Source organism: Pseudomonas imperatae, from assembly GCF_057128625.1.
The window spans coordinates 13,374-39,306 of sequence record NZ_JBSKHP010000017.1 but is presented as its reverse complement, the minus strand read 5'-3'; the positions used below and the strand labels follow the sequence as shown (position 1 = coordinate 39,306).

The following is a 25,933-nucleotide window of genomic DNA, read 5'->3' as shown; positions in this document are numbered from 1 at the left end:
GACTCCCTCGATGTGAACGGATGTTGAGACAACCTGTAGCCGCTGCCGAAGGCTGCGCTGGCCCCTGAGCATACCGAAGATCTCCGGCGTGCGGGACGGCCAGCGCAGCCTGGCGGCAGCGGCTACGAATGCGGCGTTAATCATGAAACGGCGCAACCAGCGTGCGGCTGCCGGCCATGAAGGCGTCGGCCACCAGGCGCAGCGGTTGCAGGTCGGCGTCGCTGGCCTGGCGCTGGATCAGCTGGGCGAAATGCGCGTACAGCGACGGGTATTCGGCTTCCGGCGGCAGCGCCTGGGGCTGGTCATCGATGAATAGCGCCGCACCGCCCTGCTCCAGGCGCAGCACGCCTGCGTCGGTCTCGATGACGATGCGCCAGATGTCCGGCTCAGGGTGTTCCCAGTCAAACTCGGCGGTCACCGGCAGGCCACGGGCGTCGGCCATCTGCAGCCGCGCGGCGATGGGCGCCTGGTGGTTGGCCGGCACGTCCAGCTGCGCGGCGGTGACGAACAGCGGTTCGGGCAGCAGCGCAGTGACGATGGACAAGGCGTTGATGCCCGGGTCGAACACGCCCTGGCCGCCGGCCTGCCAGATCCACGCCTGGCCGGGGTGCCATTTGCGCACGTCTTCCTTCCAGGTGATGGCCACGCTGCGCAGCACCCGCCCCTCCAGCCACTGGCGCGCTGGCTGCACGGCCGGGGCGAAGCGCGAGTGCCAGGCGAACAGGCAGCTGACGCCCTGGGCGCGGGCCAGGTCCACCAGCGCCATGGCCTCGCCGAGGCTGGCGCACGGCGGCTTTTCCACCAGCACGTGCTTGCCGGCCAGCAGCGCCTCGCGCACCTGGGCGTAGCGGCCCTGGGGCGGCGTGCAGAAAGCCACGGCGGCCACGGCCGGGCCGTCGGCCAGCAGCGCCTCGAGGCTGCGGAAATTGGCGACGCCGGGGCACGGCTGGCCCAGGGTGGCCACGGCCTGCAGGCGCCAGGCCGGGTTGCCGAGGATGGCCGGCACGTGCTGGTCCTGGGCGATCTTGCCGTAGCCGACGAGGCCCAGCGAAAGGTGCTCCATGGTACGACTCCTGTTGCAATCGGGATTTGTTGTTATGGACAGGCAGCAAGGTGGACGGCTGAGTCTAAACCATCCAGGCGGAGGTACGACAACCGCCGACGGTCAAAATAAGTGGTCGGTCCGGTCCATTTCTCTTTAAAATGGCCACCATTCCCTTTTCACGCGCTCGCCTGTCCCCAGGCGGGTTTGGCTGTTCACGCAAGGAAACCCATGTCCCTGTCTTCCATTCGCGGCAACGTCCTGGCCGGGCTGACGTCATCGTTCGCCCTGGTGCCGGAGTGCATCGCCTTCGCCCTGGTGGCGCAACTCAACCCATTGATGGGCCTGTACGGCGCCTTCATCATTTGCACCCTGACCGCGCTGTTCGGCGGCCGCCCGGCGATGATCTCCGGCGCCGCCGGCTCCATGGCCGTGGTCATCGTGGCGTTGGTGGTGCAGCACGGCGTGCAATACCTGCTGGCCACGGTGGTGCTGGGCGGGTTGATCATGGTGCTGTTCGGCCTGCTGCGCCTGGGCAAGCTGGTCCGCATGGTGCCGCACCCGGTGATGCTGGGCTTCGTCAACGGCCTGGCGATCATCATCGCGCTGTCGCAACTGGAGCACTTCAAGGTGGGCAGCAGCTGGCTGCAAGGTACGCCGCTGGCGACCATGCTGGGCCTGGTGGCGCTGACCATGGCCATTGTCTACCTGCTGCCGCGGCTGACCCGCGCGGTGCCGCCGGCGCTGGTGGCCATCGTCGGCGTCAGCCTGCTGGTGTATGCCCTGGGCCTGCCCACCCGCACCCTCAGCGACATGGCGCACATCGCCGGCGGCCTGCCCAGCCTGCACTGGCCCAGCGTGCCAATGAACCTTGAGACGCTGAAGATCATCACCCCCTATGCGGTGCTGATGGCCATGGTCGGCCTGCTGGAAACCCTGCTGACCTTCAACCTCACCGACGAGCTGACCGAGACCCAGGGCCAGCCCAACCGTGAGTGCGTGGCGCTAGGCGTGGCCAACGTGGCGTCGGGGCTGTTCGGCGGCATGGGCGGTTGCGCCATGATCGGCCAGACCGTGATCAACCTCAGCTCCGGCGGCCGTGGGCGGCTGTCGGGGGTGGTGAGCGGCATCATGGTGCTGCTGTTCATTCTGTTTCTGTCGCCGCTGATCGAGCGCATTCCGCTGGCCGCCCTGGCCGGGGTGATGTTCGTGGTGGCCCAGCAGACCTTCGCCTGGGGCTCGCTGCGGGTGCTGGGCAAGGTGCCGCGCCAGGACGCGGTGGTGATCGTGGCGGTGACCGTGATCACCGTGTTCACCGACCTGGCCACGGCCGTGCTGTGCGGCATCCTCATCGCGGCGCTGGCGTTCGCCTGGCAGCACGCCCGGGAAATCCGCGCCGATGCCGACGCCAGCCAGCCCGGGCGCAAGCGCTACACCCCGCACGGGACGCTGTTCTTCGCCTCGACCACGCACTTCCAGGCGCTGTTCGACCCACGCAACGACCCGGATGAGGTCATCGTCGACTGCCGCCACCTGCACCTGGCCGACCATTCGGCGATTGCCGCGCTGGAAGCGCTGGCGGCGCGGTATGAGAAGGCTGGCAAGGGGTTTGTGCTGGAGCAGTTGTCGGCGCGCAATCAGCAGTTGTTGCAGCGCGCGGGAGCGGCCGTTGCGGTGAATTGAGGGCCCGGACGCGACGTTGTTGTGGGAGCTGGCTTGCCAGCGAGCTGTTGAGGCCCTAAAAACTCGCTGGCAAGCCAGCTCCCACAGAGACAGTTGCTGCTACAGGGCTGCGTCCCAGGGCCGCACGGGTTGGATCGCACGCCATCTGCCGTTAAGGTGTAACAACATTTGTTGTTGCACAGAGGCAGACATGACAGAAATTGCATTGGTAGTGGGTGCCAGTGGCATCGTCGGCCGCGCGGTGACCCGCGTGCTGGCCGAGAACACCAACTGGAAGGTGGCGGGCCTGTCGCGCCACCCGGACCTGGCGCCGGGCATCATCCCCATTGCCGCCGACCTGCAAGACCCCGCCGCCCTGGCCAGTGCCCTCGCCGGCCTGTCACCCACCCACCTGTTCATCACCACCTGGTCGCGCCAGGCCAGCGAGGCGGAAAACATCCGCGTCAACGCCGGCATGGTGCGTAACGTGCTCGACGCCCTGCGCGGCGCCCGCAGCCTGCGCCACGTGGCGCTGGTCACCGGCCTCAAGCACTACCTGGGCCCGTTCGAGGCCTACGGCCAGGGCAGCCTGCCACAGACCCCGTTCCGCGAAAGCCAGGGCCGCCTGGACGTGGAAAACTTCTACTACGCCCAGGAAGACGAGCTGTTCGCCGCCGCCAAGCGCGACCATTTCACCTGGAGCGTGCACCGCCCGCACACCATCACCGGCGTGGCCGTGGGCAACGCCATGAACATGGCCACCACCCTCGCCGTCTACGCCAGCGTGTGCAAGGCCACGGGCCGGCCGTTCGTGTTCCCCGGCTCGCGGGTGCAGTGGGACAGCCTTACCGACATGACCGACGCGCGCATCCTCGCCCGCCAGCTGCTGTGGGCCGCCACCACGCCGGCGGCGGCCAACGAGGCCTTCAACGTCACCAACGGCGACGTGTTCCGCTGGAGCTGGATGTGGGGGCGCATTGCCGACTGGTTTGGCCTGGAGGCCGCGCCGTTCCCCGAGCAGCCCATGCCCCTGGCCGCGCAGATGGCCGGAGACCAGGCCACCTGGAGCGCCCTGGCGGCGGAACATGGCTTGCAGGAACGTGATATCGAGCGGCTGATTTCGCCGTGGCACACCGACGCCGACCTGGGCCGGCCGGTGGAAGTGGTGACCGACATGTCCAAGAGCCGGCGGCTGGGCTTTGTCGATTTCCAGGCCAGTGACCAGGCGTTCTTCGATGTGTTCGCGCAGTTGCGGGCGGAGCGGTTGATTCCCTGATCGAGTTGTGGGAGCTGGCTTGCCAGCGAGCCTTTGATTGTCAAAAACTCGCTGGCAAGCCAGCTCCCACATGCCATCAATCGTCCAGCGACTGCGGCTCCGCAGCCTTCGCTGCCTTGCCCGCCTTGGCGCCCTTGGCTGGCTTGCCCGGCTCTGCCGCTGGCGCCGCCGGGGCTGGCGCTGCCGCTTCCTTCTCGGCCATGGGCATGGCGTCCACGGTGTCGAACACTTCCTTGAGCTCAACCGGGCCGCTCTTCTCCAGCTTCTTGGTGCCGTCCTTGCCCACCAGGATGGTCTTGGGCAGCTCGCCGGCGCCCAGGCTCAGGCTGCGGATCAGGGCCATGGTGGCCTGGGGGTCGAGGTTCTTGCCGTCGCGCTGGCCAATCATGTTGACCACGGTGTACAGCACCAGGCTGCGCTGGGCGAAGGCCTGCTTGTTGGCCGGGTCCTTCAGCGCGTCCTGGAAATGCACCAGGGTGGGGTCCACCGAGCTGCGCGCGATGATGATCAAGGGCCGGGTCTTGCCCTGCTCCTGCGCCAACGGCGAGTCGCTGTCGGCGGCCAGCACGGGGCCGGCGAGCGCTACAAGGGCAGCCAGGGCCAGAGACCGAATGAGCATGTACACCTCCATTTCATATTGACGCCCTAATGACTACAGGACTGGGCGAAAGGTCCGACTTATGGCGTTGAATTTGTAAGTTTTTTCAACAGGCTCGGCTGTAGCTTAGGCGAGCCGGGCCGGTGCGCAAGCCAGATCGGCCCATGACGCGGCCTGGCGGTCGCTGCTACGAGGGCGCCGTCCGGCCCCAAGCCCGTCCCAATGTATCCACCACCCCGCGTATATGTAGCAAAAATTTACCCAGCTTTTACCCGCCCCGCGCCCTATCTGGCCCGCGGGTTCTGCATAATCGCCGCTTTCGTTTCCTGTTCAAGCAGAGTCGTTATGTCAATGCTGCCTTCTACCCTTGCCCGTTTCCTCCGCCCCCTGGCCGCCGCCGTTGCGCTGGCCGCCCTGGGCGCCTGTTCCAGCCCACCGCCCGCCGATGACGACGGCATGGTGTCGCTGCAGGAATACCTGAAGACCGCCTACAACCCCGGCCAGTCCAACAAGCTCGACGGCTGGGCCACGCGCTGGACCTGGGGCACCCACCAGGTCAACCTGTCGCTGCTGGTGCCCGCCGGCCAGAAAAACGTGCCGCTGGTGGTCTACCTGCCGGGCCTCGGCGAAGACGACAGCGCCGGCCAGCTGTGGCGCCAGAGCTGGGCCAACGCCGGCTACGCCGTGCTGACCGTGCAGCCGACCCGTTACGACTCATCGGTCTATAAATCGGCCGACGCCCAGGCCGGCGCCTTCCGTGGCATCGCCGCCAACAGCTACGGCGACCAGGCCTTGCAGGCGCGGGTCGCCGAGGTGGTGACCGTGCTCGCCGAGGTGCGCCGCCGCGGCCTGGCCGGTGAAGCCGGCTTCAACGCCGTGGACGTGCAGCGCACCGTGGTCGCCGGCTACGACCTGGGCGCGCAGACCGCCGCCGCCCTGGCCGGCGAGCGTGACGCCGGGCAGCCGCGCCTGACCGAGTGGCGGCCGTTGGGTGCCATCGTCCTCAGCCCCTACGTGGCTGCCGGCGCCGACCCTGCGCGCTTCGCCCAGGTCGACACGCCGGTGCTCAGCGTCACCGGCCCGATGGACGAAGATCCCTTCAGCTGGGTGGCCAGCGCCCAGCAGCGCTTTGCCTTCTTCGCCGGCCTGGGCAGCCAGGGCGGCTACCAGTTGCGCCTGCAGGACGCCAGCCACAAGGACCTGTCCGGCACCGTGGCGCACGCCGGCGGCGGCAGCAAACCCGGCGACAGCAAGGGTGAGCGCCGCCACGGTGGCGGCCCCGAAGGCGGTGGCCCGGGCGGGCCTGGCGGCGAAGGCCGTGGCGGCGCCAAGCCGGTGGACCTGGGCGTGGACCGTCGCCAGGCCGCCAGCGTGGCCGCCATCAGCACCGCCTGGCTCGACGCCACGGTCAAGCACGCACCCACCGCCCAGCAATGGCTCGACCAGCAGGCCGGCCAATGGCTGGGCCCGGTGGGCCGCCTGGAACACAAGGCCAGCAGCGCGCACTGAGCACGGCGCTTGACAGCCTGACGCCGGGCCACTGAAGATCGAAGATAGGAAGCTAACGGCTTTCTGTCTTCGCTCCAGTCTTCGGGAACCGGTTTTGTGAAAGGCACCTTCCGCTCGCTCCGCATCTACAACTACCGCGTCTGGGCCAGCGGTGCGTTGATCTCCAACATCGGCACCTGGATGCAACGCACGGCGCAGGACTGGCTGGTGCTGGTGCAACTGACCCACGAAAGCGCCACCGCCGTGGGCATCGTCATGGCCCTGCAGTTCGGCCCCTACCTGCTGCTGATGCCCTTCACCGGCCTTGCCGCCGACCATTTCGACCGCCGCAAGCTGGTGATGACCACCCAGGCGCTGTCCGGCGCGCTGGCGTTGGCGCTGGGGTTACTCACCCTGACCGGCGTCGTGCAGTTGTGGCACGTGTACGTCTTCGCCTTCCTGTTTGGCTGCGTCAGCGCCTTCGACTCCACCGCCCGCCAGACCTTCGTCGCGGAGCTGGTGGGCGACAAGGAGCTGTCCAACGCCGTGGCGCTCAATTCCACCTCGTTCAATGCTGCGCGCATGATCGGCCCGGCCGTGGCCGGGGTGCTCATCGCCGCCATCGGCAGCGGCTGGGTGTTCCTGCTTAACGCCGCCTCGTTCGGCGCCGTGCTGGTGTCGCTGCGCTGGCTGCGGGTGGCCGACCTGCGCCCGCTGGAACGCACCAAGAGCAGCCGCGCCGGCCTGGCCGAGGGCTTCGCCTACGTGTGGCGGCGGCCCGACCTGCTGGCGATCCTGTGGATGTACTTCCTGATCGGCACCTTCGGCCTGAACTTCCCGATCTTCATTTCCACCATGTCGGTCACGGTGTTCCACCAGGGCGCCAGCGAATACGGCGTGCTCACCTCGTGCATGGCCGTGGGCTCGGTGCTGGGCGCCCTGCTCTCGGCCAGCCGCGCCACGCCGCGCATGGGCGCGCTGCTGGCCGGCGCCCTGTTGTTTGGCCTGGGCACGGGCCTGGCGGCGCTGATGCCCGGCTACTGGTGGTTCGGCCTGACCCTGACGGCCGTGGGTATTTCTGCACAAACCTTCACCACCACCGCCAACAGCGCCGTGCAGCTGTCCACCGAGCCGGCCATGCGCGGGCGGGTGATGGCCATCCTGCTGGCCATCGCCGTGGGCGGTACTCCGTTGGGCGCACCCGTGGTCGGCTGGGTGGCCGACGTCTGCGGCCCTCGCTGGGCCCTGGGCATCGGCGCGGCCTCGGGCCTGCTGGCGGCGGCGGTGGCCCTGGGTTACTTGGTGAAACACAAAGGCCTGCGCGTGCGTTGGGAAAACGGCCGGCTTCGGCATAGGCTGGACATGCCCTGAGCAACCTTGCCGGGGCGCATTATTTTCAGGACGAAGGAATAGCCCATGCCCCACTTCATCATCGACGGCCAGCCGCTGCACTACACCGACCAGGGAACGGGTGAAGTCATCCTGCTGGCCCACAGCTACCTGTGGGACCAGCACATGTGGGCGCCCCAGGTGCAGGCCCTGCAGGACCACTACCGGGTCATCGTGCCCGAGCTCTGGGGCCATGGTGCCTCCGGGCCGCTGCCCGCCAGCACCCGCTCGCTCACCGACCTGGCCCGCCAGGTCATGGCACTGCTAGACCACCTGACCATCGAGCGCTGCAACCTGGTGGGCCTGTCGGTAGGCGGCATGTGGGGCGCGAAGCTGGCCATGGACGCGCCCGAACGCATCGACCGGGTGGTGCTGATGGACACCTACGTGGGCGCCGAGGACGAACCCAAGCGCCAGTATTATTTCTCCCTGCTGCGCCAGCTGGAGGATGAAGGCGGCATGAGCCCGGCGCTGCTGGACATCGTCGTGCCCATGTACTTCCACCCCGACGCCGACCTGCAGTCGCCGCTGTGCCGGGCGTTCCGTGCCGCGCTGGCGGCAATGCCCGCCGAGGTGGCACGCCAGAGCATCGCGCCCCTGGGGCGCATCATCTTCGGCCGCGAAGACCTGCGCGACCGCCTGCATGAGCTGGACCCGCGCAAGACCCTGGTGATGTGCGGCGACCGCGACATCCCCCGGCCACCCCACGAAACGGTGGAAATGGCCCGGCTGATTGGCTGCGCGCAGGTGCTGGTGCCCGACGCAGGGCATATCTCCAACCTGGAGAACCCCGGGTTCGTCACCGACACCCTGCTGAGCTTCCTCGCCAGCCGCTGATAACACCCATACCGCGGCGTAGCGCAACGCATCCCTGTAGCAGCGGCCGCCGGCCGCGTCATGGCCTACGCGGTGCAGCAGGGATGTCGCGGCGGCGCCGGACGCAGCCTGCGGCAGCTGCTACGCAACGCACTCCTGTAGCAGCGGCCGCCGGCCGCGTCATGGGCTAAGCGGTGCAACAGGCGCACCGCGGCGGAGCCGGACGCAGCCTGCGGCAGCTGCTACGCAACGCATCCCTGTAGCGGCGGCGGCCGGCCGCGTCATGGGCTACGCGGTGCAGCAGGTAGACCGCGGCAGCGCCGGACGCAGCCTGCGGCAGCTGCTACGGTGAAGGGTGTCCTCGTTGCCGAGTCGCTGCCATGAGCCAAGCCATCGCCGCCTACCTGCATTACCTGTCGATCTTCGCGCTGTTCGCCCTGCTGTCGCTGGAGCATGTGCTGCTCAAGCCCGAGCCGACACTGGCCCAGGCACGCAGCCTGATTCGCGTGGACATGCTGTTCGGGATCGCTGCCGGGCTGGTGCTGCTGACGGGGCTGGCGCGCCTGCTGTGGTTCGCCAAGGGGCCGACGTACTACCTGCACAACGGCTTCTTCCACGCCAAGGTGGCGCTGTTCGTGCTGATCGGCCTGTTGTCGATCCTGCCCACCGTGCGCTTCCTGGGTTGGCGCGCAGCGGTCAAGGCCGGCAGGGCACCGGCCGTGAGCGCGGCCAGTGTGCGGCAGATGACGATGGTCATCCGCCTGGAACTGGCGCTGCTGGTGCTGGTGCCGTTGATGGCCACGCTGATGGCGCGTGGCTTCGGCACCTTCTGACTCAACCGTGGGTGTAGGTTACGCCCAGCGAAGCCAGGGCGTCCCAGTAGCGCGGGTAGGTCTTGCCCACGCACAGCGGGTCCTGGATGCGGATGCCCGCCACTTTAAGACCGGCCAGGGCAAAGCACATGGCAATGCGGTGGTCGGAATGGGTGTCGATCAGCGCGTCACAGGTGGTGCCGGCCAGAGCCGGGTCGGCGTGCACCAGCAGGTCGTCACCTTCCACCGTCGACAAGCCCGGGCGAATGGCGTTCAGGCCATCGTCCAGCGCCGCCACGCGGTCGCATTCCTTGACGCGCAGGTTGGCCAGTTCCACGAAGCGCACCGGCGTGGCGTTGAACGCCGCCAGCACCGCCAGGGTCGGAATGGCGTCCTGCATCTGCGAGCCGTTGATCACTGCCGGCATGTGCGGGAACTGGGCGATGTAGTCCTGGGCCTTGGCGTCCGGCTGGGTGAAGGCGTCGTCGGCCGCGCCCAGGTCGATGCGCCCGCCGGTCAGGGCCTGGGCCGCCCACAGGTAGGTGGCCGCCGAGGCGTCGGGCTCGATGAAGTAGTCACCGGCCACGTAGCCGGTGGGCTGCACGCGCCAGGTGACGTCGTCCAGCTGCTCCACCTGGGCACCGAAGGCGCGCATGCAGGCCAGGGTCAGGTCCACGTAGCCGCGGGCGCCGATGTCCTTGCCGGTCAGGGCCACGTCGATGGGCGCAGTGCCGCAGGCGGCGACCATCAGCAGGGCCGAGACGTACTGGCTGGACAGGCCGCCATCGATCTCGAAACGCTGGGCCTGCAGGCGGCCGGTGCCCTTGACCTGCACCGGCGGGCAGCCGGTGGTGCTGTGCACGTCGACGCCGCCGGCGCGCAACGAAGCCAGCAGCGGGCCAATCGGGCGCTTCTGCATGTAGTGGTCGCCGTCCAGGGTGACGTCGCCGTTGACCGTGGCCACGGCGGCGGTCAGGAAGCGCACGGCGGTGCCGGCGTTGCCCAGGAACAGTGGCTCGGCCGGCACCTGCAGCTGGCCGCTGCTGGTGACCACGAAGGTGGTGTCGTCCGGCTCGTCGATGACCACGCCCATCTGCCGCAGGGCATTGGACATGTGCCGTGTGTCGTCGCTTTTCAGCGCGCCGTCCAGGCGGCTGGTGCCCTTGGCCAGGGCGGCCAGCAGCAGCGCACGGTTGGTGATCGATTTCGACCCGGGTGGCGAAACCTGTCCGTTCAGGGCAAAGCCAGGCGGGATCACCGTGATTGTTTGTTGCGCAGCCATTTGTTCAACACTCCCCACTCGAAAACCTTGCCGACGGTACAACCCCAGCAATAAAGATTCCCATCATGCCATTTATGCGCCGCCAGTTGCACCCCGGCGGGGCCCGGGACTAGGCTGGAGACGCAAAATGGACCATTTCGACCACAGGAGCGCTGCATGAAGACCGTCAACCTGGGCAGCACGGGCCTCAAGGTTTCCCCCCTGGCCCTGGGCTGCATGACCTACGGGGTGCCCAACCGCGGCAAACACCCCTGGACCCTGGACGAACAGGCCAGCCGCCCGCTGATCAAGCAGGCGCTGGAACTGGGCATCAACTTCTTCGACACCGCCAACAGCTACTCCGACGGCACCAGCGAGGAGATCGTCGGCCGCGCCTTGCACGATTACGCCCGGCGCGACGAGATCGTTATCGCCACCAAGGTGTACTTCCCGATGCGCGCGGCGCCCAACGTCGGCGGCCTGTCGCGCAAGGCCATTTTCACCGAGATCGACAACAGCCTGCGCCGCCTGGGCACCGACTACGTCGACCTGTACCAGATCCACCGCTGGGACTACGAAACGCCCATCGAGGAAACCCTGGAAGCGCTGCACGACGTGGTCAAGGCCGGCAAGGCCCTGCACATCGGCGCCTCGTCCATGCATGCCTGGCAATTCGCCAAGGCCCTGGCCACCTCGGAGCGCCACGGCTGGACGAAGTTTGTGTCGATGCAGGACCACCTCAACCTGATCAACCGCGAGGAAGAGCGCGAAATGCTGCCGCTGTGCCGCGACGCCGGCATCGCCGTGCTGCCCTGGAGCCCGCTGGCCCGCGGCCGCCTGACCCGCGACTGGCACCAGGGCACCGCGCGCACCGAGACCGACGACTACGGCAAGAGCCTGTACCAGCCCCACACCGAGGACAGCGACCGGCAGATCGTCGAGGCCGTGGCAAAGGTGGCCGCGGCCCGTGGCGTGCCGCGCGCGCAGGTGGCGTTGGCGTGGGTGATGCAGACCCCGGGCGTGACCGCGCCGCTGGTGGGCGCCTCGAAGGCCGAGCACCTGACCGACGCCGTGGCAGCATTGGCGCTGAAGCTTGAGCCCGAGGAGATCGAGCAACTGCAGGCGCCGTATATTCCCCATGCGGTGGTTGGGTTTACCTGAAGTCTACGGCCGCTGCTGGAAACCTGTAGCAGCGGCCACAGGCCGCGTCCGGGCAAATGAAGATTGACAAATGTCATACGACGTCTGATAACCTCAAGGCACAATAACAAGGAGTCGTGCCCATGCCCTCCCCGCTTCCACGCCTGGCCCGCCGGGCCATTCCCTTCCTTTTCGCCACCCTAGCCAGTCAGGTAACCATGGCCTCTACCTTCGTCTACGTCTCCAACGCCGCCGATGGCACGGTGTCCACCTACCAGCTGGACGCCGCCAACGGCACGCTCACCCCCGGCCAGGTCGCCAAGGCCGGCGCCAACGTCATGCCCATGGCCGTAAGCCCCGACCGCAGCCGCCTGTACGCCGCCGTGCGCTCGCAGCCCTACCGCGTGCAAACCTTCAGCATCGCCCCGGGCGACGGCCACCTGACCCAGGTCAGCGAAAGCCCGGCTCCGGACAGCTACGCCTATATTTCCCTGGACCAGACCGGCCACTACCTGTTTGGCGCCTCCTACGACAACGACATCATGACCGTCACCCGCGTCGACCAGGCCAAGGTCGCCGACGCCCCCCTGCACACCCTCAAGACCGCGCAGAACGCCCACTCGGTGCGCATCGACAAGGCCAACCGCACCCTGCTGGTGGCCAACCTGGGCGGCGAGCGCGTGCTGCAGTACCACTTCGACAGCCACACCGGCGCCGTCACCCCCTACGCCCCCGCCCACGTGGCCGCGCCCGAGGGCCTGGGGCCGCGCCACCTGGCGTTCGCGCCGGACAACCGCTTCGTCTACGTGCTGGACGAGCTGCAGGACAAGGTCATCAGCTACGCCCTGGACGCCAACAGCGGCCAGCTCACCCAGGTGGCCGTCAGCAGCAGCCTGCCCGCCGACCACGGCTTGAAGCCGGGCGCGCCGCGTGGCCCGTCGCGGGTCGCCACGCCCGCCATGCAGGCCCACGCCGACAACAGCCAGGACATCTGGGCCGCCGACATCCACGTCACGCCCGACGGCAACTACCTGTACACCAGCGAGCGCACCAGCAGCGTGCTGTCGGCGTTCAAGGTGGACAAGGCCCACGGCACCCTCAGCCTGATCGGCACCTTTGCCACCGAGAAGCAGCCACGCGGCTTTGCCATCAGCGCCGACAGCCGCCACCTGATCTGCACCGGGGAAAAATCCACGCAACTGTCGGTGTTCGACATCGACCCGGCCACCGGCCGCCTCAGCCTCAACGGCCGCTACCCCACCGGCAACGGCGCCAACTGGGTCGAAATCGTCACCCTCTAACCCGTACCAGCGGCCGCAAGGCCGCGTCCGCAGCCTTATTCCAACAACCCCGCCAAACAGCGAAAAATATTCTACGAACAGGCAATATTGACGCGCATAAATCAATAATTTTCCCCCTTCCTGCGGGTAAGCTTTCTCCATCACTGACCCGCAGGAAGAAAGGGACGCCCCATGCCCAGCACCCCGTTGTATTTCGACTACGCCGCCACCACCCCCGTCGACGACCGCGTGATCGCCGCCATGGTCGAGTGCCTGGGCCAGGCCGGCAATTTCGGCAACCCGGCCTCCAGCTCCCATGCCTTCGGCCAGCGCGCCAAACTGGCCGTGGAGTCGGCCCGCCGCCAGGTGGGCGAATTGATCGGCGCACCTGCCGACAGCCTGGTCTGGACCAGCGGCGCCACCGAATCCAACAACCTGGCGCTCAAGGGCGTGGCCGCCGCAGCCAGCCCCACGCACCGGCACATCATCACCAGCGTGCTGGAACACAAGGCCATCCTCGACACCGCCAATGAATTGGAACAACAGGGCTTCGAGATCACCCGCCTGCAGCCCGATGCCCAGGGCCTGATCCAGCCCGAAGCGGTGCACGCCGCCTTGCGCGACGACACCCTGCTGGTCTCGCTGATGCTGGTGAACAACGAATTGGGCACGCTCACCGACGTCGCCGCCATCGGCCAGCTAGTCCGCGACCACGGCGCGCTGATGCACGTGGATGCTGCCCAGGGCACCGGCAAGGTGGCCATCGACCTCGGCCAATGGCCGGTGGACCTGCTGTCCATCTCGGCGCACAAAAGCTACGGCCCCAAGGGCATCGGCGCCCTGTACGTGGGCGAACGCGCCCGCCCTGCCCTGCGCGCGCAGATTCACGGCGGCGGCCATGAACAGGGCCTGCGCTCGGGCACCCTGGCCACCCACCAGATCGTCGGCATGGGCAGCGCCTACGCCTTGGCCAGCGCCCACCTGGAAGCAGAACAGCAACGCATCCAGGCCCTCTCGGCGCGCCTGCGCGACGGCCTGCTGCAACTGCCAGGCGTCAGCCTGAACGGTTGTCCACGCCAACGCATTCCCCACACCCTGAACCTGTGCATCGACGTGCCCGGCTTCAACAGCGCCAGCCTGGCCAACGACCTGGCGCTATCGTCCACCTCCGCCTGCAACTCCGCCAGCGCCGGCCCCTCCCACGTGTTGCTGGCCCTGGGCCTGAGCCCCGAGCAAGCCCTGCGCAGCGTACGCCTGAGCCTTGGCCGCTACACCAGCGAAGCCGACGTGGAGCGTGCCATCGAAGTGATTGGCCAGGCCGTGAGCGCACCGCCGCCGTTGTGGTGAGGATAAAAATGCATCATATACAATGCAAATCTGACTATAATAGGATTTTGCATTGCATATGATGCAGGTAGACCTTGAACAACATCGGTGAAGTCCTCAAACAAGCACGCAAAGCCAATGGCCTGACCCAGGAAGCCCTGGGGCGGAAATACGGCATGAGCCGCTCCACCATTTCCGGCCTGGAAAATGGCACCCTCACCGAGATCGGCCTGCGCAAGGTGGAAGCGTTGCTCGCCGGTTTTGGTTACGAACTGCTGGCCGTCCCGAAACGACGTGGCCGCCCTACCCTCGACGACCTCAAGCAAGGCGGCTTCCATGACTGAAAGCAATGCCGCGTTGCACGTGAATGTGCTGGCACAACGGGTGGGTGAACTGGGCCGCGGGGACGGTGACCACTCAGTGTTCGCCTACACTCCCGGCGCAGCCCTGGGCCAGTCAGTTTCCCTGACCATGCCTGCGCGCCTGGAGAGCTACAAATGGGAGCGCGGGGTGGCGCCCATTTTCGAGATGAACCTGCCCGAAGGTGCACTGAGGGCCGAGCTGCAACGGCGCTTCGGCAAGGCGGTGCGCGGCTTCGATGATTTTGCCCTGCTGTCCATCGTCGGCCCTCATCAGCTTGGCCGGGTAGGCATTGGCCATTCCCAGACATCGTTGCCCACCACCGACGTCGCTCACCTGTTGACCCACGACGGCACCGAAGGACTGTTTGAGGCATTAGTGGCCCAATACGGTGAATACTCCGGCGTTTCCGGGGTGCAGCCTAAAGTGCTGATTGCCGACGGCTCCGGCATCGACCGTGTAACCCACCGCAGTGCCACCCACTTGATCAAGGCATTCGTGGCCCACGACTTCCCGGAGCTTGCTGCCAACGAATACTTTTGCATGCGCGCCGCCCTGCATGCCGGCCTGACGGTGCCGAAGATCGAACTCAGCGAGCACGGCAGGTTTTTGCTGGTCGAGCGCTTCGACCAAGATGCCAAGGGATATTTGGGCTTCGAAGATTTCTGCGTACTTAACGGCTGGCCTTCAAAGGCAAAATACGATGGCTCCTACGAAGGCGCGGCGCGGCAAATTCAAGCGTTCGTCAGCCCTGCGTTGTTGGCGGGTGCGCTGGAGTCGTTCTTCAAGATTGTTGCCCTGTCTGCCATGGTCCGTAACGGCGACGCCCACCTGAAGAATTTTGGTGTGCTGTACCGCGATTGCGCCGAGGATGCCGATGTGTGGCTTGCACCGGCGTACGATATCGTTACGACAACGGTCTACATCAAGCAGGACTCAATGGCCCTGCTGCTGGGTGGCTCTAAGGCCTGGCCAAAACATAAGACCCTGGTGCGTTTTGGCCGCGTGGCTTGCCAACTGACCGAGGGGCGCTGCAACGAGTTGTTGCAGCAAGTGGCCCATGGAATCGAGCAGGCAATGGATGAGATGCAGCTTTATCTCCAAGAGCATGGGCATTTCGAGACGATTGGCACAGCCATGCTGGAGGAGTGGAAAGCAGGCATGCACCGAAGCCTGACAGCCTGACAATTGCATCAAATACAATGCATATTTCGCAAGAACCGCCAAACGCATTGTATTTGATGCAAACCCCTCAAAGCTTCAGCAACCGCTCCGCCGCCACCGGCTTCAGCCGTGGCGTCAGCACATGAATCACCGCGATCGCCACCAGGTACGCGCTGCCCGCCACGATGAAGATCGGCTGATAGGACTTGAACACGTCAAGGATATAGCCGTTGTAGGTGGTCATCAGCATGCCGCCCATGGCGCCGGCGGTGCCGCCGATGCCGATCACCGAGGCCACGGCCTGTTTCGGGAACAGGTCGGATGGCAGGGTCATCAGGTTGGCCGACCAGGCCTGGTGCGCGGCCGCCGCCAGGCCAATGATGGCCACCACTAGCCACAGGTTGGAGACGAACTGCGCGGTGACGATGGGGATGACCGCCAGGGCGCAGATCAACATGGTGGTCTTGCGCGCGGCGTTGGCGCCGCGGCCGTTCTTCAGCTGCCGCGACGAGCCCCAGCCACCCAGCACCGAACCCACGTCAGCCAACAGGTACACGGCAATCAGCGGTGGGCCGAAGGACTTCAGGTCCAGGCCGTAGGTCTTGCCGAGGAAGTCCGGCAGCCAGAACAGGTACAGCCACCAGATCGGGTCGGTGAGGAATTTGCCGGCGGCGTAGGCCCAGGTTTCGCGGAAGGTCAGCAGCTTGAACCAGGAGAACTTGGCGGGGGTGGCATCCACCGGCAGCGACGGGTCGGTGTCGGATTGAATGTACTCAAGCTCCGAGACGCTGACCCGCTTGTGTTCCTGCGGGCTGCGGTACATCAGCAGCCAGGCGATCAGCCACAGGGCGGTGACGATGCCGATGGAGATGAACGCCGCGCGCCAGCCCCACGCCAGGGTGATGGCCGGCACCAGCAATGGCGTGACGATGGGCCCGAAGGCGGTGCCGGCGTTGAAGATACCGGTGGCCTGGGCCCGCTCCTTCTGCGGGAACCATTCCGACACGGCCTTGAGGCTGGCCGGGAAGCTGCCTGACTCACCGAAGCCCAGGGCAAAGCGTGCCATGGCGAACTGCGTCACGCCGTTCACCAGGCCGTGGCAGACGCTGGCGATTGTCCACAGGGTGAAGGCCAGGGCGTAGCCGATGCGCACGCCGACCTTGTCGATCACCCGCCCGAACGTCAGGAAGCCGATGGCATAGGCGCACTGGAACCAGAACACGATGGAGGCGTAGTCGCTCTCCGACCATTTCAGCTCGGCGGCCAGGGTGGGCTTGAGGATGCCGATCATCTGCCGGTCGATGTAGTTGATGCCGATGGCCACGAACAACAGGGCGCAGATGGTCCAGCGGTAGCGGCTGGTGAGGGTGCGGGGGACGGCGGCGGCTTGCGGGGGAACGGCGCGGCCCCGGGGAGCGGGCCCGATATCGATAGTCATGCTGTGGCTTCCTTTTTGTTTTTATTGAACCCAGTCGACAGCGGCACGATGGATTTGTAGGACATCGTATGACGTGTTTTGGGAGGTGTCAAATGCCCTCCCGGGGGTGACGTGCGGGCGAATTTCGCTGTGAAGAATGTTTTTCGCACTGTTCAATATAATGCTCACAGGGTAAATTCAGCACCGTCCCCTGAGGCGACGCAACGAGAACCCTATGAACACCTCCACGACGAGAAGTGATACCCCTGGCGCGCCAGGTTACAGTCACCCCATTTCCCTCTCTATTTACCTTCAGCCATTGGCGGTAGCAGCATGATCGAGGTCACCGAAGTTTCCATTGCCCAGCTGCGTGCTGCGCTTGAATCAGGCCAGACCACTGCCGTGGAACTGGTGCAGGCCTACCTGGCGCGCATCGACGCCTACGACGGCCCGGCCACGGCCACCGCGCTCAACGCGGTGGTGGCGCGCAACCCCCAGGCGCTGGAAGAAGCCCGTGCCTCCGACGCCCGTCGCGCCCGTGGTGAAACCCTGGGCCCGCTGGATGGCATCCCCTACACCGCCAAGGACAGCTACCTGGTCAAGGGCCTGACGGCCGCCTCCGGCAGCCCGGCGTTCGCCAAGCTGGTGGCCCAGTGCGACGCCTTCACCATCGAGCGCCTGCGCGCCGGCGGTGCCATCTGCCTGGGCAAGACCAACATGCCACCCATGGCCAACGGCGGCATGCAGCGCGGCGTCTACGGCCGTGCCGAAAGCCCCTACAACGCCAACTACCTCACCGCGCCGTTCGCCTCGGGCTCGTCCAACGGTGCCGGCACCGCCACCGCTGCCAGCTACTCGGCGTTCGGCCTGGCCGAAGAAACCTGGTCCAGCGGCCGTGGCCCTGCTTCCAACAACGGCCTGTGCGCCTACACGCCGTCGCGCGGGGTGATCTCGGTGCGCGGCAACTGGCCGCTGACACCGACCATGGACGTGGTGGTGCCCTACGCGCGCACCATGGCCGACCTGCTGGAAGTGCTGGACGTGGTGGTGGCCGAAGACCCGGACACGCGCGGCGACCTGTGGCGCCTGCAACCCTGGGTGCCGATCCCCAGCGTCGCCTCGGTGCGCCCGGCCTCCTACCTGGAACTGGCCGCCAGCAGCACCGCCCTGGCCGGCAAGCGCCTGGGCGTGCCGCGCATGTACATCAATGCCGACGACGAAGCCGGCACCGCCGAAGCCCCGGGCATCGGCGGCCCGACCGGCCAGCGCATCAACACCCGTGACAGCGTCATCGAGCTGTGGCAGCAAGCGCGCAAGGCCCTGGAAGCCGCCGGCGCCGAAGTGGTCGAGGTGGACTTCCCGCTGGTGTCCAACTGCGAGGGCGACCGCCCGGGCGCGCCAACGGTGTTCAACCGCGGCCTAGTGTCCAAGGAATTCATGCACCATGAACTGTGGGACCTGAGCGCCTGGGCGTTCGACGACTTCCTGCAGGCCAACGGCGACCCGCAGCTCAACCGCCTGGTGGACGTCGACGGCCCGCAGATCTTCCCCCACGACCCGGGCACCCTGCCTAACCGCGAGGGCGACCTGGCGGCCGGCATGGACGAGTACGTGCGCATGGCCGAGCGCGGCATCACCCCGTGGGACCAGATCAGCACCCTGCCCGATGGCCTGCGCGGCCTGGAGCAGACCCGCCGGCTGGACCTGGAAGACTGGATGGACCGCCTCAAGCTCGACGCCGTGCTGTTCCCCACCGTGGCCGACGTGGGCCCGGCGGACGCCGACGTCAACCCGGCCTCGGCGGACATCGCCTGGAGCAACGGCGTCTGGGTGGCCAACGGCAACCTCGCCATCCGCCACCTGGGCGTGCCCACCGTCACCGTGCCCATGGGCGTGATGGCCGACATCGGCATGCCCGCGGGCCTGACCTTCGCTGGCCGTGCCTATGACGACTCGAGCCTGCTGCAACTGGCGGCGGCGTTCGAGGCCACCGGCAACCTGCGGCAGATCCCGCCGCGCACCCCGCCGTTGAAGTGATCGTGCCCTGACGCGGCCTGCGGCCGCTGCTACCCCCGTAGCAGCGGCCGCAGGCCGCGTCCCACTCACCTCACCCCGCCAACATCACCCGGTCCCGCCCCGCCTGCTTGCCCTGGTACAACCACTGGTCCGCGCGGTTCAGCGCATCGCGAAACGCCTCGTCCGGGGCAATCACCGTCACCGCCAGCGTGGCCGTCACCACCAACGCCCTGCCCTCTATCAAGCCCGCCTGCGCGCGTATGTGCGCCAGCACCCGGTCCGCCACCTGCTGGGCTTCGGCCAGCGCGGTGTTGGGCATCAGCACCAGGAACTCCTCGCCACCCCAGCGCGCGGCAATGTCGGTCGCGCGCACGCAGCCGGCAATGCTGTCGGCCACCCGTTGCAGCACCAGGTCACCCAGGTCATGGCCGTGCTGATCGTTGAACAGCTTGAAGTGGTCCACGTCCAGCAGCACGATGGCCGTGGGCTGTTCCTGGCGCGCCGGGCCCATCTGCCGCAGCCGCTGCAGCACCCGGCGGCGGGTGTACAGGCTGGTGAGGCTGTCGCGGTGGGCGGTGTGGAACAGGTGCAGCTGCATCGACAGGGTAAAGCGCACCGACAAGGCCGTGGCATACATCAGCAACGCCGTGGCCGTCAGGGCGTTGATAATCCCGAACACGTCGATCAGCTCATCGCTGATACCTGGCGCCACCGTGATCAGGTGGCGCAGCGCATAGCCGCCCACCGCCACCACCGCAATCGCCAGGCTCAGGCCCAGGCGCCGCCAGGGCGCGGTCTGGAAGCAGAAGGCGATAATCGGAATCGGGCAGAACAGCTAGAAGTGGAAGTTGCTGTCCCAGCCCAGCATGGAGGTGGCGATGATGGCGTGGGCAATGATCTCCACGCTGAACAACAGCCCGGCCAGGTGGTAGCGCTGGTGGCGAATGGCGAACAGGCAGCCCACGTACATCAGCACGCTCACCGCGTTGGCGGCCCACAGCGCTGGGATGCGCAGGGCCACGAACAGCGCGAACAGCACGATGTGGATACCGAAGGCTATCCAGACAATGGCAATGATATGTCGCCAGAATTGTACGGTTGCGTCCTGCAATACCTGGGCGCGGTCATCCGCAGAAAGGCTGGTCATCAAGGGGGCTCGCAGGGGGTGGGAAATCGGTCTTGTAATGAGACTGATGTCGGCTGCGCCAAGCCACGCTTGATGCTGCCTGTCGGCAAGTTTAATTCGTTGCTCGCTGGCTGAACGAACGCTGTCCGGGCGGCGGATTTTCATCCGTTCTTCATCGCCAGCGCCTAGCATGGGGAGGTTGCTTCCCTGGGTGCACTGTCAAAGGAATCGAACATGAAATCGACCGTCTGCACACTGCTGGTCATCGCCGGCGCGCTGTTGCTGGGCGCCTGCTCCGGGGTGTCGAGCCTGGAAACCGACACCTGCTATTCCGATGGTTGCCAGTCGTACGATGGGCACACCCACAACACCCTCAACCTGGGCGGTGGCAGCGGCCTGGGCAGCAGCTTCAACAGCTACAGCACCAGCCTGCTGCACGATTGACCGCAACCCGGTAGCGCGGTTTTTCGCCCTCGTGCGATGCTTGGGTTTTTGACCGGGAGCATTGCCATGAACATCGCTTTTCTGGGGCTGGGCACCATGGGCCTGCCCATGGCCGCGAATCTGCTGAAGGCCGGTTACACGGTGCGCGGCTGGAACCGTTCGCCGGAGCCGGTGGCCCGGCTTGCCGCCCTGGGCGCCCAGGCCGCCAGCACCCCGCGCGAAGCCGCCGAGGGCGCCGACGTGCTGATTTCCATGCTGGCCGATGACGCCGCCACCCACGCCACCCTGGTCGACGGCCAGGCGCTGGACGCCCTCAAGCCCGGCGCCATCCACATCAACATGGCGACCATCTCGGTGGCCCTGGCCAACCAGCTGCTGGCGTTGCACCAGGCGCGCGGCGTCGGCTACCTGGCGGCGCCGGTGCTGGGCCGGGTGAACGTCGCGGAGGCCGGGCAACTGCAAATCCTGGCCGCCGGCGATGCGCAGGCGCTGGCCACCGTGCAGCCGTTGTTCGACGTGCTGGGGCAGAAAACCTGGCACTTCGGCGAGCGGCCCGAGCAGGCCAACGCGGTGAAACTGTCGGTGAACTTCATGATCGCCAGCGCCATCGGCACCATGGGTGAGGCCGTGGCCCTGACCCAGGGCTATGGGGTAGACAAGGGCAGCGTGCTCGACCTGGTCACCTCTACCCTGTTCAACGCGCCGGTGTACAAGGGCTACGGCAGTGCCATTGCCGAAGAACGCTTCGAGCCTGCAGGCTTCAAGCTGGCGCTGGGGCTCAAGGACGTGCGCCTGGCCATGGACGCGGCGGAAAAGGTCAACGTGCCGTTGCCCCTGGCCAGCACCCTGCGCGACACCCATATCGAAGCGCTGGCCCACGGCGAAGGCCACCTGGACTGGGCAGCCCTGTCGCGCACCAGCGCCCGTCGCGCGGGGCAGGTGTAGGCCACCTCCCCGTAGCAGCGGCCAAAGGCCGCGTCCGCAGGCCCCGCGGTGCGCCAGCCATACCGCATCAAGGCCGGACGCCGCCTTCGGCAGCTGCTACGCGAATGCGGATACCCCATAGACCGCGTCGCCTGCATCGCGGCCAAGGCCGGCTCCTACCACGAATAGTGTAGGAGCCGACTTTAGTCGCGATGCAGACGACGCCATTTCAAGACAGTTGCTGCTACGCGGCTCCCGTAGCAGCGGCCGCAGGCCGCGTCCGCAGGCCCCGCGGTGCGCCACCCAGACCGTGCCGGGGCCGGCCGCCTCAGTTGGCGCCCACGCCCAGGCGGGTGCCGGGGCCGTAGGCGGCGGCGAAGGCCGGGCGGTCCTGCAGGCGGGCGTACCACTGGGCGACGTTGGGGCGCTGGTCCCACAGGCGGGCCAGGCCCAGGTCCTCCAGGCGCACGATGCTCGGCATCATGGCAATGTCGGCCAGGGTCAGCTGTTCATGGGCGATCCACGGCGTGGCGGCCAGCGCCTGTTCCATGCGGTCCAGGGACTGCACGATACGCTCCATGGCGGCGTCCAGCTTCTCCTGGGCAAAACCGTCAGGCCCCACTTCCAGGGCAAAATGCTTGCGCAGCGGCAGGCGGTTGGCAAACCCCTGGCGCTGCTCGGCGCTCATGTTGCGCAAGCCACCGCCGAAGAACTGCTGGAACGAGGGGTAGCGAATGGCCGGGGTCATCACCTCGTCCAGGTACTGCACCCAGCCGCGCATGTGCGCCCGTTGCAGCGGGTTGGCGGGCACCAGCCGCGGCGCGGGAAACACCTCGTCGAGGTATTCGTTGATCACGCTGGAGTCCACCACCACCTGGCCGTCGTGGGTCAGCGCCGGCAGCAGGCCGTTGGGGTTGATGGCCAGGTATTCAGGGGTCAGGTGCTGGCCCTGGTCCAGGCGCAGGCGCTGGTCGGTGTAGGCCAGGCCCTTCTCCGCCAGCACGAAGCGCACGCGCTGGCTGCAGGTGGACACGCCGGCGTTGAACAGTACGAGTTCAGTCATGGGAAATACTCAGTCAGTGATAATGGCCACGGCGCGGACGAAACCGGCCGAAGCGTGTTTGATCTTGTAGGGGAAGCACGACACCTCGAAGCCGCTGGCCGGCAGTTGCTCAAGGTTCGCCAGCTTTTCCATCTGCCCGTAGCCGATGTCGCGGCCCGCCTTATGCCCCTCCCAGATCAGCGCCGCATCGCGGGTGGCGGCGAAGCGCTCGCGGGTGTACTTGAACGGCGCGTCCCAGCTCCAGGCATCGGTGCCTACCACGCGCACGCCGCGGTCCAGCAGGTACAGGGTGGCCTCGCGGCCCATGCCCACGCCGGCGTCCAGGTAGCCGGGCTGGCCGAACAGGCTGCCGGCGCGGGTGTTCACCAGCACGATGTCCAGCGGTTGCAGCACATGGCCGATGCGCGCCAGCTCGGCCTCGACCTCGGCGGCGGTGATCACGTGGCCATCGGCAAAACCGCGAAAGTCCAGCTTCACCCCCGGCCGCAGGCACCATTCCAGCGGCAGCTCGTCGATGCCCCACGCCGGCTTGCCGCCGTCGGTGGTGGAGGCGTAGTGCCAGGGCGCGTCCATGTGCGTACCGCTGTGGGTGGTGATGAACAGCCGCTCGGCGGCCCAGGCCTCCTGGCCGGGCATGTCCTCAAGCGTCAGCCCCGGGAACATCGCGGCCATTTCCGGCCAGCCCTGCTGGTGGTCGGTGTATTCGATGCGCGGCAGCAACGGCGGCGGGTCGGTGTAGGGGTTGTTTTCCAGGGTCACGGACAGGTCGATCAGCCGACGTTCAAGCTTCATGGCAAGGGCTTCCTTGTGCGGGGCGGCGCACCGCAGGGGTCAGTTCCAGGGCATTGCGCACCAGGGCGGTGGCGCTGCCGTCATGGCGCAGGCCCAGGGCCCGCGCCTGTGGGGTTTTAAGTGGTGGCTGGCGGCCGAACTGGGCCTCCAGCTGTGCGTCCGGGTGGTAGCTGACCAGCGCGCGGCTGGCCTCGCCGAAGCGTTCGGCCAGGGCATCCACCACCTGGCCGATGGACAGGTGCAGCACCGGCAGCTGCCACACCCGCGGCGCGTCATGGGCCAGCGGCAGCTCGGCGGCGCGCAGCAGGTTGTTGACGCAGCAGCGCGCCGACATCCACCAGGCCGTGGCCGCCGCCGACACCGGGCATTGGTACGGCTGGCCGGCCGCCACGCAGCGCATCAGCTCGCTCATGAACGCCGAGCGCAGGCCCTGGCCCGCCTGGGGCCGGGCGACAATGCCGGGCAGGCGCAGCGCGCGGCCGTCCACCTCGCCACGGCGGGCCAGGTCGCTCAGGGCAATCTCGACCATGCGCTTGTGCGCGCCGTAGGACAGCTGCGGCTGCGCGGGCGCCTGCTCGTCCAGCCGCGGCGGCAGGTCCGCGCCGTACACCGCCACGCTGCTGGCGAACACCAGCACCGGCGGCCGCGCGCGGTTGCGCAGTTGCTGCAACAACTCCAGGCTGGCTTGCAGGTTCACCTCGTAGCCCAGCTCGTATTGGCGCTCGGCGGCGCCCCCGGCGATGCTCACCAGGTGGAACACCACGTCGATGCCATCGGCCAGCACCCGCCGCAGCAGCGCCGGGTCAGTGATACTGCCGGGGTGCAGGCGCAGGCGCGGATCCGCGGCGATGCCCTCCAGGTTCATGTCCAGCAACAGCAAGGTGCCGATGGCCTGCCCGCGCAGGCTACCCGCCGCCAGCAGGCGCTTGACCAGCAGTTGCCCCAGGAAGCCATTGGCGCCGGTGACCAGCACGCGCAGGCCGTTGCCGTCACTCATGGGCCGCTACCACGCGCTGGTCGATGGCGCCGAACACCGAGTGGCCATCCAGGCCGACGACGTCCATGCGTATCCGCTCGCCAAAGTGCAGGAAACCGGTGCGGGGGCTGCCGTGCTCGATCATCTCGATAGCCCGGCGCTCGGCGATGCAGGCCGAACCGACCGATCGGTCTTTATTCGACACGGTGCCCGAGCCCACCAGGGTGCCCGCCCCCAGCCGGCGGGTCAGCGCAGCATGGGCGACCAATTGGCCGAAGCTGAAATTCATCTCGCCGCCGTGGGGGTGGCCGAACCACTCGCCGTTGCGCTGCACCTGCAACGGCAGCTGCACCCGCCCCTCGGCCCAGGCGTCACCCAGTTCATCGGGGGTGACCGCCACCGGGGCGAAGCTGGAGGATGGCTTGGCCTGCAGGAAACCAAAACCGGTGAGCATCTCCCGTGGCGCCAACGCCCGCAGGCTGACGTCGTTGACCTGCAGCACCAGCTTGATGTGCGCGTCTGCCTGCTCGGCCGGGCAGCCCAGCGGCACGTCGTCCACCAGCACCACGAACTCGCCTTCGAAGTCGATGCCCTGGGCTTCAGTGGGCAGGCGCAGGTCATCGCGCGCGCCGTGGAAGTCGTCCCCGGAACCTTGGTACATCAAGGGGATATGCTCCACACCTTCGATGGGGTCGAGGTTGAACGCTTTCTGCATCAGCGTGCCGTGGTTGAGGAACGCCGAGGCGTCGCACCACTGATACGCACGTGGCAACGGCGCCATGGCCTGGCCCGGGTCGAACGGCTGCGCGCCAGGCGCGCGGCCTTCCTCCAGCAGCCAGGCCAGCGCTTGCAGCTGCGGCGCGCAGCTGGCCCAGGCGTCCACCGCCTGTTGCAGGGTGGCGGCAATGGCGCTGGCGCACACATAGCGGCGCAGGTCGCGGGACACCACCACCAGGCGGCCGTCGCGGCTGCCATCTTTCAGGGTTGCCAGCTTCATGGGGCGATTCCTTGTGCAAATTGCCCGTCCAACAGGATGAAGACCATGCGCGCCATCTGCTCGGTGCGGTTGCTCCAGGCGTGGTTCGTGCCGCGCTGCACCACCACGTCGCCGCGGCTCAAGCGCACGTCCTGGTCATCGAGCACCAGCCACACCTCGCCCTCGGTGACGATGCCGTAGTCGACGGTTTCAGTGCGGTGCATCAGCCGGTGGCGGCTGTCGCCGTTGCCGGTACCCGCGTGGGCCTGGCCGATCTCGGCGAAGGCCTGGGCGGCGGCTTCGGCCGTCACGGCGTTCTGCACGCTGTCGGGCGGGATATCCACCACCCGGATCAGGCTGCCCAGGGCGCTGGGGCTCAGCTGCAGGGGTTTGAGCGTGGCGTCGTCGCCGTTGTCGATCGGCGCGGGCGCAGCGCCGGTGTTCCAGATCTCATGGAACACCGTGCCGGGCACCGCCTGCAGCGCGAACACACTGGGCGTAGGGCCGCTGATGGCCACGGTGGCCTTGCCGCTGGCGTCGTGGCCGGTAACCACGCGCTTGAAGCTGGGAAGCGTCTGCATGCAC

The 25,933-nt window shown here is 67.3% G+C and carries 23 protein-coding genes and 1 pseudogene; 14 read left to right on the top strand and 10 right to left on the bottom strand.

Annotated elements, in window-relative coordinates; translation table 11 throughout:
- Positions 1 to 136: 136 nt before the first annotated feature.
- Positions 137 to 1,063, bottom strand: coding sequence for a Gfo/Idh/MocA family protein (locus ACWKWX_RS21000; RefSeq protein ID WP_483828796.1), 927 nt, complete (start codon positions 1,061 to 1,063; stop codon positions 137 to 139).
- A gap of 210 nt (positions 1,064 to 1,273) precedes the next feature.
- On the opposite strand from ACWKWX_RS21000, the gene ACWKWX_RS20995 reads away from it, so the two are divergent.
- The gene (locus ACWKWX_RS20995) at positions 1,274 to 2,725 is read left to right on the top strand and encodes a SulP family inorganic anion transporter (protein ID WP_483828795.1); all 1,452 of its coding nucleotides are present in this window, start codon (positions 1,274 to 1,276) and stop codon (positions 2,723 to 2,725) included.
- Positions 2,726 to 2,915: 190 nt separating this feature from the next.
- The gene (locus tag ACWKWX_RS20990; RefSeq protein WP_473002313.1) at positions 2,916 to 3,980 is read left to right on the top strand and encodes an SDR family oxidoreductase; all 1,065 of its coding nucleotides are present in this window, start codon (positions 2,916 to 2,918) and stop codon (positions 3,978 to 3,980) included.
- A 76-nt stretch (positions 3,981 to 4,056) separates the two neighbouring features.
- Here the strand turns inward: ACWKWX_RS20990 and ACWKWX_RS20985 are convergent, their stop codons facing one another.
- Complete coding sequence (locus ACWKWX_RS20985; RefSeq protein ID WP_416424468.1) at positions 4,057 to 4,599, bottom strand: DUF4174 domain-containing protein; 543 nt, start codon at positions 4,597 to 4,599, stop codon at positions 4,057 to 4,059.
- A gap of 324 nt (positions 4,600 to 4,923) precedes the next feature.
- On the opposite strand from ACWKWX_RS20985, the gene ACWKWX_RS20980 reads away from it, so the two are divergent.
- From ACWKWX_RS20980 to ACWKWX_RS20965, 4 genes are all read left to right on the top strand, one after another.
- Positions 4,924 to 6,087, top strand: coding sequence for an alpha/beta hydrolase family protein (locus tag ACWKWX_RS20980; protein WP_483828794.1), 1,164 nt, complete (start codon positions 4,924 to 4,926; stop codon positions 6,085 to 6,087).
- Positions 6,088 to 6,183: 96 nt separating this feature from the next.
- Entirely contained in the window at positions 6,184 to 7,437 is a 1,254-nt protein-coding gene (locus ACWKWX_RS20975) for an MFS transporter (RefSeq protein ID WP_476298386.1), read from the top strand.
- Between the two features lie 45 nt (positions 7,438 to 7,482).
- Complete coding sequence (locus tag ACWKWX_RS20970; protein WP_483828793.1) at positions 7,483 to 8,292, top strand: alpha/beta fold hydrolase; 810 nt, start codon at positions 7,483 to 7,485, stop codon at positions 8,290 to 8,292.
- A 359-nt stretch (positions 8,293 to 8,651) separates the two neighbouring features.
- On the top strand, positions 8,652 to 9,104 hold the full coding sequence (locus ACWKWX_RS20965) for a DUF2214 family protein (RefSeq protein ID WP_416424472.1): 453 nt from the start codon (positions 8,652 to 8,654) through the stop codon (positions 9,102 to 9,104).
- Between the two features lies 1 nt (position 9,105).
- Here the strand turns inward: ACWKWX_RS20965 and aroA are convergent, their stop codons facing one another.
- A complete protein-coding gene (gene aroA / locus ACWKWX_RS20960) occupies positions 9,106 to 10,365 on the bottom strand; it encodes a 3-phosphoshikimate 1-carboxyvinyltransferase (protein ID WP_483828792.1) in 1,260 nt (419 codons plus the stop codon).
- 156 nt (positions 10,366 to 10,521) lie between these two features.
- Here aroA and ACWKWX_RS20955 point away from each other — a divergent pair, with 156 nt between their 5' ends.
- The 5 genes from ACWKWX_RS20955 (at position 10,522) to ACWKWX_RS20935 (ending at position 15,635) form a co-directional block, all read left to right on the top strand.
- On the top strand, positions 10,522 to 11,505 hold the full coding sequence (locus ACWKWX_RS20955; RefSeq protein ID WP_483828791.1) for an aldo/keto reductase: 984 nt from the start codon (positions 10,522 to 10,524) through the stop codon (positions 11,503 to 11,505).
- Between the two features lie 122 nt (positions 11,506 to 11,627).
- Entirely contained in the window at positions 11,628 to 12,785 is a 1,158-nt protein-coding gene (locus ACWKWX_RS20950) for a lactonase family protein (protein WP_483828790.1), read from the top strand.
- 171 nt (positions 12,786 to 12,956) lie between these two features.
- Positions 12,957 to 14,111 carry a cysteine desulfurase family protein gene (locus tag ACWKWX_RS20945; RefSeq protein WP_483828789.1) on the top strand — a complete coding sequence of 385 codons (1,155 nt, stop codon included), beginning with the start codon at positions 12,957 to 12,959 and terminating at the stop codon, positions 14,109 to 14,111.
- A 74-nt stretch (positions 14,112 to 14,185) separates the two neighbouring features.
- The gene (locus tag ACWKWX_RS20940) at positions 14,186 to 14,434 is read left to right on the top strand and encodes a helix-turn-helix domain-containing protein (protein ID WP_483828788.1); all 249 of its coding nucleotides are present in this window, start codon (positions 14,186 to 14,188) and stop codon (positions 14,432 to 14,434) included.
- Positions 14,427 to 15,635, top strand: coding sequence for a type II toxin-antitoxin system HipA family toxin (locus tag ACWKWX_RS20935; RefSeq protein WP_483828787.1), 1,209 nt, complete (start codon positions 14,427 to 14,429; stop codon positions 15,633 to 15,635). Before ACWKWX_RS20940 ends, ACWKWX_RS20935 begins: the two co-directional genes overlap by 8 nt.
- Before the next feature lie 67 nt (positions 15,636 to 15,702).
- Here ACWKWX_RS20935 and ACWKWX_RS20930 read toward each other — a convergent pair whose 3' ends face one another.
- Complete coding sequence (locus ACWKWX_RS20930; RefSeq protein ID WP_483828786.1) at positions 15,703 to 17,052, bottom strand: MFS transporter; 1,350 nt, start codon at positions 17,050 to 17,052, stop codon at positions 15,703 to 15,705.
- Between the two features lie 312 nt (positions 17,053 to 17,364).
- Here ACWKWX_RS20930 and ACWKWX_RS20925 point away from each other — a divergent pair, with 312 nt between their 5' ends.
- Positions 17,365 to 19,068, top strand: a complete 1,704-nt coding sequence (locus tag ACWKWX_RS20925) for an amidase (RefSeq protein ID WP_483828785.1) — start codon at positions 17,365 to 17,367, stop codon at positions 19,066 to 19,068.
- A gap of 70 nt (positions 19,069 to 19,138) precedes the next feature.
- Here the strand turns inward: ACWKWX_RS20925 and ACWKWX_RS20920 are convergent.
- Positions 19,139 to 20,194, bottom strand: a pseudogene (locus ACWKWX_RS20920) (diguanylate cyclase).
- Between the two features lie 213 nt (positions 20,195 to 20,407).
- On the opposite strand from ACWKWX_RS20920, the gene ACWKWX_RS20915 reads away from it, so the two are divergent.
- Together ACWKWX_RS20915 and ACWKWX_RS20910 are read left to right on the top strand one after the other, a co-directional pair.
- Positions 20,408 to 20,617 carry a hypothetical protein gene (locus tag ACWKWX_RS20915; RefSeq protein ID WP_476298405.1) on the top strand — a complete coding sequence of 70 codons (210 nt, stop codon included), beginning with the start codon at positions 20,408 to 20,410 and terminating at the stop codon, positions 20,615 to 20,617.
- 66 nt (positions 20,618 to 20,683) lie between these two features.
- The gene (locus ACWKWX_RS20910) at positions 20,684 to 21,562 is read left to right on the top strand and encodes an NAD(P)-dependent oxidoreductase (RefSeq protein ID WP_483828784.1); all 879 of its coding nucleotides are present in this window, start codon (positions 20,684 to 20,686) and stop codon (positions 21,560 to 21,562) included.
- A gap of 307 nt (positions 21,563 to 21,869) precedes the next feature.
- Here ACWKWX_RS20910 and ACWKWX_RS20905 read toward each other — a convergent pair whose 3' ends face one another.
- Genes ACWKWX_RS20905 through ACWKWX_RS20885 form a run of 5 tightly spaced genes read right to left on the bottom strand, consistent with a single transcriptional unit; the run spans position 21,870 to position 25,929 of the window.
- A complete protein-coding gene (locus ACWKWX_RS20905) occupies positions 21,870 to 22,604 on the bottom strand; it encodes a glutathione S-transferase family protein (protein ID WP_483828783.1) in 735 nt (244 codons plus the stop codon).
- A gap of 9 nt (positions 22,605 to 22,613) precedes the next feature.
- Positions 22,614 to 23,396, bottom strand: a complete 783-nt coding sequence (locus ACWKWX_RS20900) for a cyclase family protein (protein WP_483828782.1) — start codon at positions 23,394 to 23,396, stop codon at positions 22,614 to 22,616.
- The gene (locus ACWKWX_RS20895; RefSeq protein ID WP_483828855.1) at positions 23,386 to 24,375 is read right to left on the bottom strand and encodes an NAD-dependent epimerase/dehydratase family protein; all 990 of its coding nucleotides are present in this window, start codon (positions 24,373 to 24,375) and stop codon (positions 23,386 to 23,388) included. Before ACWKWX_RS20895 ends, ACWKWX_RS20900 begins: the two co-directional genes overlap by 11 nt.
- 10 nt (positions 24,376 to 24,385) lie before the next feature.
- Entirely contained in the window at positions 24,386 to 25,369 is a 984-nt protein-coding gene (locus ACWKWX_RS20890) for a fumarylacetoacetate hydrolase family protein (RefSeq protein ID WP_483828781.1), read from the bottom strand.
- Positions 25,366 to 25,929, bottom strand: a complete 564-nt coding sequence (locus tag ACWKWX_RS20885; protein ID WP_483828780.1) for a cupin domain-containing protein — start codon at positions 25,927 to 25,929, stop codon at positions 25,366 to 25,368. Before ACWKWX_RS20885 ends, ACWKWX_RS20890 begins: the two co-directional genes overlap by 4 nt.
- Between the last annotated feature and the right edge of the window lie 4 nt (positions 25,930 to 25,933).

What these genes read in the sequence shown, in the direction of transcription:
- ACWKWX_RS20915 (WP_476298405.1), top strand. Translation starts at nt 20,408, where the DNA reads ATGAAATCGACCGTCTGCACACTGCTGGTCATCGCCGGCGCGCTGTTG.
- ACWKWX_RS20950 (WP_483828790.1), top strand. Translation starts at nt 11,628, where the DNA reads ATGCCCTCCCCGCTTCCACGCCTGGCCCGCCGGGCCATTCCCTTCCTT.
- ACWKWX_RS20945 (WP_483828789.1), top strand. Translation starts at nt 12,957, where the DNA reads ATGCCCAGCACCCCGTTGTATTTCGACTACGCCGCCACCACCCCCGTC.
- ACWKWX_RS20900 (WP_483828782.1), bottom strand. Translation starts at nt 23,396, where the DNA reads ATGAAGCTTGAACGTCGGCTGATCGACCTGTCCGTGACCCTGGAAAAC.
- ACWKWX_RS20890 (WP_483828781.1), bottom strand. Translation starts at nt 25,369, where the DNA reads ATGAAGCTGGCAACCCTGAAAGATGGCAGCCGCGACGGCCGCCTGGTG.
- ACWKWX_RS20980 (WP_483828794.1), top strand. Translation starts at nt 4,924, where the DNA reads ATGTCAATGCTGCCTTCTACCCTTGCCCGTTTCCTCCGCCCCCTGGCC.
- ACWKWX_RS20930 (WP_483828786.1), bottom strand. Translation starts at nt 17,052, where the DNA reads ATGACTATCGATATCGGGCCCGCTCCCCGGGGCCGCGCCGTTCCCCCG.
- ACWKWX_RS20885 (WP_483828780.1), bottom strand. Translation starts at nt 25,929, where the DNA reads ATGCAGACGCTTCCCAGCTTCAAGCGCGTGGTTACCGGCCACGACGCC.
- ACWKWX_RS20935 (WP_483828787.1), top strand. Translation starts at nt 14,427, where the DNA reads ATGACTGAAAGCAATGCCGCGTTGCACGTGAATGTGCTGGCACAACGG.
- ACWKWX_RS20955 (WP_483828791.1), top strand. Translation starts at nt 10,522, where the DNA reads ATGAAGACCGTCAACCTGGGCAGCACGGGCCTCAAGGTTTCCCCCCTG.
- ACWKWX_RS20905 (WP_483828783.1), bottom strand. Translation starts at nt 22,604, where the DNA reads ATGACTGAACTCGTACTGTTCAACGCCGGCGTGTCCACCTGCAGCCAG.
- ACWKWX_RS20925 (WP_483828785.1), top strand. Translation starts at nt 17,365, where the DNA reads ATGATCGAGGTCACCGAAGTTTCCATTGCCCAGCTGCGTGCTGCGCTT.
- ACWKWX_RS20910 (WP_483828784.1), top strand. Translation starts at nt 20,684, where the DNA reads ATGAACATCGCTTTTCTGGGGCTGGGCACCATGGGCCTGCCCATGGCC.
- ACWKWX_RS20990 (WP_473002313.1), top strand. Translation starts at nt 2,916, where the DNA reads ATGACAGAAATTGCATTGGTAGTGGGTGCCAGTGGCATCGTCGGCCGC.
- ACWKWX_RS20985 (WP_416424468.1), bottom strand. Translation starts at nt 4,599, where the DNA reads ATGCTCATTCGGTCTCTGGCCCTGGCTGCCCTTGTAGCGCTCGCCGGC.
- ACWKWX_RS21000 (WP_483828796.1), bottom strand. Translation starts at nt 1,063, where the DNA reads ATGGAGCACCTTTCGCTGGGCCTCGTCGGCTACGGCAAGATCGCCCAG.
- ACWKWX_RS20995 (WP_483828795.1), top strand. Translation starts at nt 1,274, where the DNA reads ATGTCCCTGTCTTCCATTCGCGGCAACGTCCTGGCCGGGCTGACGTCA.
- aroA (WP_483828792.1), bottom strand. Translation starts at nt 10,365, where the DNA reads ATGGCTGCGCAACAAACAATCACGGTGATCCCGCCTGGCTTTGCCCTG.
- ACWKWX_RS20965 (WP_416424472.1), top strand. Translation starts at nt 8,652, where the DNA reads ATGAGCCAAGCCATCGCCGCCTACCTGCATTACCTGTCGATCTTCGCG.
- ACWKWX_RS20970 (WP_483828793.1), top strand. Translation starts at nt 7,483, where the DNA reads ATGCCCCACTTCATCATCGACGGCCAGCCGCTGCACTACACCGACCAG.